Source organism: Ruegeria sp. BHSA118 (assembly GCF_059613405.1).
In genome coordinates this window covers 22,935-29,705 of the sequence record NZ_JBXWSM010000050.1, presented here as the reverse complement: position 1 = coordinate 29,705, position 6,771 = coordinate 22,935, and the positions used below count along the sequence as shown (strand labels likewise).

Annotated in this window: 8 protein-coding genes; 1 reads left to right on the top strand and 7 read right to left on the bottom strand. The window is 59.2% G+C overall.

Annotation, left to right across the window (positions count from 1 at the left end):
- On the top strand, positions 1-317 hold a 317-nt coding region (locus AC2FNN_RS15095; protein WP_496759343.1), incomplete at its 5' end, for an RpiB/LacA/LacB family sugar-phosphate isomerase.
- Positions 318-361: 44 nt separating this feature from the next.
- Here the strand turns inward: AC2FNN_RS15095 and AC2FNN_RS15090 are convergent.
- The 7 genes from AC2FNN_RS15090 to AC2FNN_RS15060 form a co-directional block, all read right to left on the bottom strand.
- Positions 362-712 carry an H-type lectin domain-containing protein gene (locus AC2FNN_RS15090; protein ID WP_496759342.1) on the bottom strand — a complete coding sequence of 117 codons (351 nt, stop codon included), beginning with the start codon at positions 710-712 and terminating at the stop codon, positions 362-364.
- A gap of 114 nt (positions 713-826) precedes the next feature.
- Positions 827-1,237 (bottom strand): F0F1 ATP synthase subunit epsilon, encoded by a 411-nt coding sequence (locus AC2FNN_RS15085; RefSeq protein ID WP_496759341.1) that lies wholly within the window; start codon positions 1,235-1,237, stop codon positions 827-829.
- Between the two features lie 12 nt (positions 1,238-1,249).
- Positions 1,250-2,674: a F0F1 ATP synthase subunit beta gene (gene atpD / locus AC2FNN_RS15080; RefSeq protein ID WP_496759340.1), complete on the bottom strand. Its 1,425-nt coding sequence runs from the start codon at positions 2,672-2,674 to the stop codon at positions 1,250-1,252.
- A 20-nt stretch (positions 2,675-2,694) separates the two neighbouring features.
- Positions 2,695-3,570, bottom strand: coding sequence for a F0F1 ATP synthase subunit gamma (locus AC2FNN_RS15075; RefSeq protein WP_170466770.1), 876 nt, complete (start codon positions 3,568-3,570; stop codon positions 2,695-2,697).
- 15 nt (positions 3,571-3,585) lie between these two features.
- Positions 3,586-5,124, bottom strand: coding sequence for a F0F1 ATP synthase subunit alpha (atpA, locus tag AC2FNN_RS15070; protein ID WP_496759339.1), 1,539 nt, complete (start codon positions 5,122-5,124; stop codon positions 3,586-3,588).
- Positions 5,125-5,685 carry a F0F1 ATP synthase subunit delta gene (locus AC2FNN_RS15065; RefSeq protein ID WP_496759338.1) on the bottom strand — a complete coding sequence of 187 codons (561 nt, stop codon included), beginning with the start codon at positions 5,683-5,685 and terminating at the stop codon, positions 5,125-5,127.
- A 301-nt stretch (positions 5,686-5,986) separates the two neighbouring features.
- A complete protein-coding gene (locus tag AC2FNN_RS15060; protein WP_496759337.1) occupies positions 5,987-6,721 on the bottom strand; it encodes a class I SAM-dependent methyltransferase in 735 nt (244 codons plus the stop codon).
- Positions 6,722-6,771: the final 50 nt, after the last annotated feature.

The following is a 6,771-nucleotide window of genomic DNA, read 5'->3' as shown; positions in this document are numbered from 1 at the left end:
ATTACCCCAAACACGGCAAGGCCGCGGCGCAGGCCGTAGCCTCGGGCGATTGCAGCTTGGGTATTGTCCTCTGCGGCACTGGGCAAGGGATCATGATGGCTGCGAACAAAGTGCCCGGCATTCGCTGTGGCGTTTGCTCCGACGCATTCTCGGCCCGGATGATCCGCCAGCACAACAACGCCAACATGCTGTCAATTGGCGCGCGGGTTGTCGGTGAAGGCCAGGCGCTGGACATCGTTGACGCGTTTCTGGGCGCCGAATTCGAAGGCGGCCGCCACGCCACGCGGGTGGACATGATAGAAGCGCAGGACGACTGAGCTCAATCTGTCGTTCAAACGCCTGGAAACACGGCAAACCCGGATCAGGAAATATTCCAGTCGTCCGGGTGTGCCACCTCTCCTATCGCGGTCCAGCTTGCGCGGATGCGGGCAATTCGAGTGTCGGACCAGGTCCGGAATACTGCGTCAAAACCCTCGGCGGTGATATATTCGGCCTGAACCTCTGCGCGCAGCGCCGAGGACGTGTCGACATCCCACAGCGAGATCCCGATCTGCACAATGGGCGGGGTTCGAAATGCTTCTTTGAACCGAATGTGTGTGCGGCGTTCTCGCGGCCCCTGCCCGGTCCACATGTCACCGCCATCAGCAAATTCCGAGAACAGGACATTATCACCCTGCTCAATTCCAATTGGATGGGTTAGAAACTTTTTCATCTTATCATCATTATTCTTGAATTCCCGTAACTTACCCCGGCATTTCGGCAAAAGCACGACAAAAAAACGGCCCCGCAATTGCGAGGCCGCTCAAATTTTTCACTGGTGGGCCCGTTACAGGCTCATATGCGTTCCAAGCGCTTCCATGTCGGCCAGCAGCTTGGCTGCATCGTCGACAATGGTCTGTTCACCGTTTTCCTTCGCCACCTCGTGCGAGGCGCGCGCCTCGGCGATCAGCTCGTCCAGATGCGCGCGGGTCACTTCCGCCACCGGGATGGCCTTTTCGGCCAGAACCGACAGGCTGTCGCCGTTGATCTGGGCAAACCCGCCGGTGACCAGGTATTCGCTGGACCCTTCGGGTGCCTCGACCTTGAGCAGACCGGGGCGCAGCGTGGTGATGGTGGGGGCATGATCGGGCATGGCCGTCATGTCCCCGTCCGCGCCGGGAATCTGGACCGCCGTCGCACTGAGCGAAGCTAGGCTCCGCTCGGGGCTGACGAGGTCGAATTGCATCGTGTTTGCCATCAGGGATACTCCTTAGGCGGCTGCTGCTGCCATTTTTTCGGCTTTGGCGATCACTTCGTCGATGCCGCCAACCATCAGGAAGGCTGCTTCGGGCAGGTGATCGTATTCGCCGGCCACAACGGCCTTGAACGACGAGATGGTGACATCCAGAGGAACCTGAACACCCGGCGAGCCGGTGAAGACCTCGGCCACGTCAAACGGCTGCGACAGGAAGCGTTCGATCTTGCGGGCACGGGCCACGGTCAGTTTGTCCTCTTCCGACAGTTCGTCCATGCCGAGGATGGCGATGATGTCCTGCAACGACTTGTAGCGCTGGAGGATCTGCTGAACGTCGGTCGCAACCTTGTAGTGCTCTTCACCAACGATCGCCGGGTCGAGCAGACGCGAGGTCGAGTCGAGCGGGTCAACCGCAGGATAGATACCCTTTTCCGAGATCGCACGGTTCAGAACGGTGGTCGCGTCCAGGTGAGCAAACGATGTTGCCGGCGCGGGGTCGGTCAAGTCGTCCGCAGGTACGTAGATCGCCTGTACGGACGTGATCGATCCGGCCTTTGTCGAGGTGATGCGTTCCTGCAGGGCGCCCATGTCGGTGGCCAGTGTCGGCTGGTAGCCCACAGCGGACGGGATACGACCCAGCAGAGCCGACACCTCGGAACCCGCCTGCGTGAAGCGGAAGATGTTGTCGACGAAGAACAGAACGTCGGTACCGGACTGGTCGCGGAACTGTTCGGCCAAGGTCAGACCTGTCAGAGCAACACGTGCACGCGCACCCGGAGGCTCGTTCATCTGACCGTAAACCAGGGCCACCTGCGATTCCGACAGGTTGTCCGGCTTGATCACGTTCGATTCGATCATCTCGTGGTACAGGTCGTTCCCTTCACGGGTCCGTTCACCAACACCCGCAAACACCGAGAAGCCCGAGTGCACTTTGGCGATGTTGTTGATCAGTTCCATGATCAAAACGGTTTTACCAACACCGGCGCCGCCGAACAGGCCGATCTTACCGCCTTTGGCGTAGGGGGCCAGCAGGTCAACAACCTTGATGCCGGTGACCAGAACTTCCGACTCGGTCGACTGTTCGTCGAAGGTCGGCGCGGGCTGGTGGATCGCGCGGGCCTCAGATGCTTCAACCGGGCCTTTTTCGTCGATCGGCTCACCCACAACGTTCAGGATGCGGCCCAGGGTGGCGTTACCCACCGGAACCGAGATCGGTGCGCCAGTGTCGGTCACAGCCTCGCCACGGACCAGACCTTCGGTCGCGTCCATCGCGATGGTGCGGACAGTGTTTTCACCCAGGTGCTGAGCAACTTCCAACACCAGGCGCTTGCCGTTGTTGGTGGTTTCCAGCGCGTTCAGAATTTCAGGCAGCTGATCTTCGAAGTGCACGTCGACGACGGCCCCGATGATCTGTGTGACTTTGCCTTTTGCATTCGCCATGTTTCGTCTCCGGTTTGTCTCTACAGCGCTTCGGCGCCGGAAATAATTTCAATCAGCTCGTTGGTGATCACGGCCTGACGCGAGCGGTTGAACTGGATCGTCAGCTTGTCGATCATCTCACCCGCGTTGCGTGTCGCGTTGTCCATCGCGGACATCCGTGCACCCTGTTCAGACGCCCCGTTCTCGAGCAGAGCCGAGAAGATCGCAGTCGCAACCCCCTTGGGCAGCAGGTCGGCCAGAATGGCTTCTTCGCTGGGCTCGTAGTCGAAGATGGCACCGCTGTCGTCACCCTCGGTCTCCTCGAACGAGGCGGGGATGACCTGCTGTGCCGTCGGGATCTGTGTTACGACGTTGACGAACTTCGAATAGAAGATCGTGGCAACGTCGAACTCACCCGCGTCAAAGCGAGACAGGACGTCCTTGGCGATGTCTTGCGCGTTGTTGTACCCAATGCGCTTGACCTCGCTCAGGTCGATATGTCCAACGAACAGATCGCCAAAATCACGCTTGAGCGCGTCGCGGCCCTTCTTGCCGACAGTCAGAACCTTGACTGTCTTGCCTTTCAGGCGCAGCTCTTCCGCCTTTTGACGGGCCAGCTTGGCGATGTTCGAGTTGAAGCCGCCGCAAAGGCCGCGTTCAGCTGTCATGACAACCAGCAGATGGACATCATCACTGCCCGTACCCCGGAGCAGCTTGGGGGCGCTGTCGCTGCCCCCGACCGACGCCGCCAGCCCCGCCATCACGGCATTGAACCGTTCGGCATAGGGGCGCGAGGCTTCGGCAGATTCCTGGGCGCGGCGCAGTTTTGCAGCCGCGACCATCTGCATGGCCTTGGTGATCTTGCGGGTCGATTTGACCGACTCGATCCTGTTTTTAAGGTCCTTAAGATTTGGCATATGCCCGCCTCTCCCTTAAGCGAAGGTTGCGGCGTATTCGTCCAGCGCAGCCTTGATCTTGTCGGAAGCGTCACCCTTGATCTTGGGATCTTCGTCCGTGATCCACTGAAGCAGATCCGCGTGTTTGCCACGCAGGTGCGCCAGCAGGCCAGCTTCGTAACGGCCAACATCGGACACGTCGATCTTGTCAAGGTAGCCGTTGGTACCGGCAAAGATGACGCAGACGATTTCAGCGTTGGTCAGCGGCGAGTACTGCGGCTGCTTCATCAGCTCGGTCAGACGCGCACCACGGTTCAGCAGCTGCTGGGTTGCGGCGTCGAGGTCGGAACCAAACTGCGCAAAGGCCGCCATTTCGCGGTACTGAGCCAGTTCCAGCTTAACCGGACCGGCAACCGACTTCATCGCGTTGGTCTGAGCCGAAGAGCCCACACGCGAAACCGACAGACCGGTGTTCACAGCAGGACGGATGCCCTGGTAGAACAGTTCGGTTTCCAGGAAGATCTGGCCGTCGGTGATCGAGATCACGTTGGTCGGAATAAACGCCGAAACGTCACCACCCTGAGTTTCGATAACCGGCAGAGCGGTCAGCGAGCCTGCGCCGAAATCTTCGTTCAGCTTGGCCGAACGCTCCAGCAGGCGCGAGTGGAGGTAGAAAACGTCACCCGGATACGCTTCACGTCCGGGCGGACGACGCAGCAGCAGGGACATCTGACGATAGGACACAGCCTGCTTCGACAAGTCATCATAGATGATCAGAGCGTGGCGACCGTTGTCACGGAAGTATTCAGCCATCGCAGTTGCGGCATAAGGTGCCAGGAACTGCATCGGCGCCGGGTCGGACGCGGTTGCGGCCACAACGATCGAGTAGTCAATCGCGCCGGACTCTTCCAGTTTCTTCACCAGCTGCGCAACGGTCGAACGCTTTTGACCGATCGCAACGTAAACGCAGTACAGTTTCTTCGACTCGTCGTCGCCTGCCGCGTCGTTGTAGGTTTTCTGGTTCAGGATCGCGTCCAGAGCAACGGCGGTTTTGCCGGTCTGACGGTCACCAATGATCAGCTCACGCTGGCCACGGCCAATCGGGATCATCGCGTCAACCGATTTCAGGCCGGTTGCCATCGGCTCGTGCACCGATTTACGCGGGATGATGCCGGGGGCTTTGACGTCTGCTACGCCACGCTTGGTCGCGTTGATCGGGCCTTTGCCGTCCAGCGGGTTGCCCAGACCGTCAACAACGCGGCCCAGCAGCTCGTCACCGATCGGAACGTCCACGATCGAGTTGGTGCGCTTGACGGTGTCACCTTCTTTGATGTCACGGTCGGAACCGAAGATAACGACACCGACGTTGTCGCTTTCCAGGTTCAGCGCCATGCCCATGATGCCACCGGGGAATTCGACCATCTCACCGGCTTGCACATTGTCGAGGCCGTATACACGGGCAATCCCGTCACCGACGCTCAGCACGCGGCCGATCTCGGCCACTTCGGCTTCCTGACCAAAATTCTTGATCTGGTCCTTCAGGATTGCAGAAATCTCTGCAGCTTGGATTCCCATTTATCCGACCTCTTTCATTGCATTCTGTAGGGAGTTCAGCTTCGAACGGATCGAACTATCGATCATCTTCGAGCCCACTTTAACGACAAGACCGCCGATGAGGCTTTCATCCACGGTCGCATTGATAGTCACGGTCTTGCCCACGCGCTCGGACAGCGTCTTGGACAGTTTTTCCATTTGCGTCTTGGTCAGCGCCTTGGCCGAGGCGACATCCGCGGTCACTTCGCCACGCTCATCGGCCAGCATGTCGCGCAGAACCTTCAGCAGTTGCGGCACGACAAACAGGCGGCGCTTTTGCGCCATCAAGCCCAGCGTGTTGCGCAGGATGGGGTTCAGACCCATCTTGTCTGCGATCGCAGTGATCGCACCTTCCTGTTCAGCGCGGGAAACCAGCGGCGAGGCGATCAGGTCGCGCAGCTCTGCACTGTCGTCCAGCGCGGCTGCCAGATCATTGATGCCGGATTCCAGACCTGCAAGGTCGTTGTTCTCTTTTGCGATCTCGAAGATCGCGGTGGCATAGCGCTCGGCGATGCCTGTGGAAATCGAAGCTGGTTCGGACACGTCCACCCTTCCGATATTTTGGGCCCCGAATTCGCGTGCGGCAGCTACCCCGGGGGCGTGAAGAAACCCCGGCCAGACGGTCGGGGATCAAAATCACCGGGGATGTAGCAGAGCCGAACCAACCAAGCAATACGCTATAGTGGTAACAGATTTATCCACAAATTGTTATTTTTCATACACTTACGGCAAGTGCGACGGTTTGAACACATTGGCCCAGTTGAAAAATGTTACGAATATGCAGGTTTTTGCGATTCCTGTGACTTTTTTTCCTCAATTTTTCGCATGGAATTGCCCGGGCTTGTCAGGCGGGCTTCAGCAAGCCGTCCAGCGCCTTGATCGGTTTTTTGACCGCATCCTTGGTCACGCTGCCGCTTGGCGGGCGGATATGTTTGCTGACTTCGACCATCAGCACCCCACCCGCCATCACCGTCGGAATCCGCTGGCCGGTCTTTTCGATCAGGCTGCCGGATTTCAACCAGAATCGCCGGAACGACGGAGGCATGTACAAGGCCGAGCAATGCACTTCGGGCAGGAAGTGATGCGCCTTGAGCTGGTTTTCCAGCTGAGTTGCAGAATATGGGCGTCCGAACCCGAACGGGGTCTTGTCCGACCGTGACCACAGACCCGCTCGGTTTGGAACGATGAAGACGGCCCGGCCACCGGGGCCCAGCACGCGCCAGCATTCGTCAAGCAACTGGTTTGGCCGTTCCGACGTTTCCAGCCCATGCATCACCACAAGCTTGTCCACGTGTCCGGTCTCGATCGGCCAGAGGGTTTCTTCGGTCAGGACCGAAACATTGGGCATGCCTGCCGGCCAGGGCATCACGCCCTGCGGTCCCGGCATCAACCCGATGACCCGGCGCGCATCCGACAGGTAAGGGCGCAGCAAAGGCACCGCGAAACCGAATCCCGCCACTGTCTGGCCCTTTGCTTCAGGCCAAAGCTCGATCAGACGCCCGCGAATGGCCGCCTGCGCCGCACGCCCCAATGTGCTGCGGTAATAGAAGTTCCTCAGATCCTGTACATCAAGATGCATTGCGGACATCCGGTCAATCGGCTTAGCTGGGCGCAGTCTAGCAATGAAAG